Raw genomic sequence first — 2,491 nt, forward strand, 5'->3', positions numbered from 1 at the left:
ACGCCGCGAGCGTCGTCGGCAGGGTCAGATGTGTATAAGGGACAGGCCCTGCGCCTCACCGCGCTCGTCGCCCTCCCCCTCGCCGTGACCACCCTCGGCTCCGCGCCCGCCTCGGCCCACGGCTCCACCGCCGACCCGGTGAGCCGCAGCGTGGCCTGCACCAAGAACCCGAAGGCGAGCGAGGCCTGCCGGCTGGCCCTCGCCCAGAGCCCCGGCATCCCGGGCGACTGGAAGTCCATCGTCCAGGGCCGGGCCATCGACCACAGCACCCCCACGTCCTCCCCGCAGCACCGCGCCCGCATCCCCGACGGCAAGCTGTGCAGCGCCGGCAACGCGCAGTTCTCCGGCCTGGACCTGGCACGGGACGACTTCCCCTCCACCACCCTGCCCGGCGGCGCCGAGTACGACCTGCGCTACGACATCAGCGCGCTGCACAACCCGTACCGCATGGAGATGTACGTCACCAAGGACGGCTACGACCCGAAGAAGCCGCTGAAGTGGTCGGACCTGGAGGACACCCCGTTCCTCAGCGCGGACAACACGGCGGCCACGGCGGCGCCCTCGGGCTTCCTCGGCGCCAAGGCGTTCACCTTCAAGGCGGTGCTCCCGGAGAAGAAGGGCAAGCACCTCATCTACACGGTCTGGCACGGGCTGAAGCGGCCCGACGGCTCCTTCCAGAGCGAGGAGGCCTTCTACTCCTGCTCGGACGTCACCTTCAAGTAGGCGACGCCGGCAGGCGACCCCCGGGCCCGGGCGCCCCCACCCGGGCCCGGGGGCCTTTCACTCCCCTGTCTCGGCGCACCAGCGCACCGAGCCCGTGCCGAGGGCGACCGCGGCGCGGGGTCGCATGGGCCCCTCGCCGCGGCGGGAGAGCAGCACGACCTCCTCCACCCTCGCCGCCAGGCTGCCCAGGCGGGCCGCGCAGTCCGCGGCCAGGCTCCGCGGATCGTGCGTACGGCCCAGCGAAAGGTGGGGCGTGAAGCGCGGGAAGCGGCCGCCGCAGCGGGGGAACGGCCCGACCAGATCCCGCTGGAGGGCCGCCCAGGGAGCAGGTCCGGCCGCGGCGGGGTCGAGCCACACCGTCGCGTACGCGCGGTGGCGGAAGAAGCGCACCCCGCTGAGGCGGACGTCGAACGGTTCCGACGCGGCGGCCGCGGCGGCCAGCAGCGGCGCCGCCACCGGGAAGTCGGACTCGGGGACGAAGCCGAAGACCAGGTTCACGTGCGGCGGCCACCGCCGGATCTGGGGGTCGTGCACGGCCCGGATGCTCTGGATGGCCGGCCACAGCCCGGCCGGAGGCAGCCACGCGACGGCGGTCCGCGGTGTGGGGGCGGCGTCGAGGAAGCCCGGGAGGCCGGGGACCCCGGCGGCTCCGCTTCCGCCCCCGCCGCTCGGAAACGCGTTCACGGTCCCATGATGACGCCGATGCGCAGCGAGTCCGGACACCGGACGAGGGAGGGGGGAACCCTGCGTCGGCATGACGGATCGCCACGGCGCCACGGCGCCACGGCGCCGCGGTCATGCGGTGCCGTGGCGCCCGGACGGGTGTGCCTCAGGGGCTCGTGTTGAGTTCGGCGACGATCGAGGCGGGCGTGTGGCCGCTGCTGTCCGAGAGCCGGTGGAAGTCGACGGACACGAAGTTCGGGGTGCGGCCCCCGGTCGCCTGCCGGCACTGCTCGGCGATGCGGTTCCGCAGCTTGCTGCCGTTGTCCAGGGCGGCCGTGAGGACGGTGGGCACGTTGCGGTGGTGGCTCATGGTGAACAGCCGCCGGAATCCGGGTTCCCGGCGGTCCAGGGGTACGTCGGCCCAGCGGCTGACGCACGCGAGGTCGTTGCCCATGTCCCCGAGGCTCCAGTAGTTGCTGACAGTCCAGGACCGGTCGTACATGACGCCCAGGTGCTCGCGGTCGGACCGGTCGGAGAAGATCAGCAGGCGCTTGCCGGCGGTGACCATGTCGGCGACCTCGGGCCAGCCGTGCTGCCGTACGCTCCACTCGTCGGGCCGGAACAGCAGCTCGGGCAGGCCCCGTACCCGGCCGAGGGACTGCTGCAGCTGCTCGGCGGAGACGTAGTCCTCAAGGAAGACGGTCACGACCTCCTGGGGGTGAGCGGCGAGGAAGTCCACCACCGTCTGCATCGTGCCGTGGAAGGACTGGCGCGGCAGGGCGTACGTGGCCCCGGCGAACGTCTTGCAGTCGCCGTGGCACAGGTACACGTCGCTGGGGTAGCAGTCGCTGCCGAAACTGATCACGCACAGCCAGGTGCTGCGCTCGTACCAGTGCGTGTCCAGGCTCAGGCCGCGGACGCCGTTGTCGAGCTGGTGGCGCACGGACTCGGACTGGTTCACCGAACTCCAGCGGGAGTCCTCGTAGTTGGTGAAGGCGTTGTGGGTGGTGAGGAACGCGGCCTCGTCGAGGCGGCGCTCGCCCCAGCGGGCGGTCGCCGCCTCGGCCGCCCGAGTGCCGGCGGGGGCGGTGACGGCGGTGGGGGG

2 protein-coding genes are annotated in these 2,491 nt (G+C 72.8%); both read right to left on the reverse strand.

The window, feature by feature from the left end; translation table 11 throughout:
* Positions 1-780: 780 nt before the first annotated feature.
* Positions 781-1,407, reverse strand: a complete 627-nt coding sequence (locus HYE82_RS35895; RefSeq protein ID WP_309144564.1) for a 2'-5' RNA ligase family protein — start codon at positions 1,405-1,407, stop codon at positions 781-783.
* 145 nt (positions 1,408-1,552) lie between these two features.
* A partial coding sequence (locus HYE82_RS35900) for a PI-PLC domain-containing protein (RefSeq protein WP_218783437.1) occupies positions 1,553-2,491 on the reverse strand: 939 nt, incomplete at its 5' end.

This window comes from Streptomyces sp. BR123 (assembly GCF_013401435.1).
Taxonomy (GTDB): Bacteria; Actinomycetota; Actinomycetes; order Streptomycetales; family Streptomycetaceae; genus Streptomyces.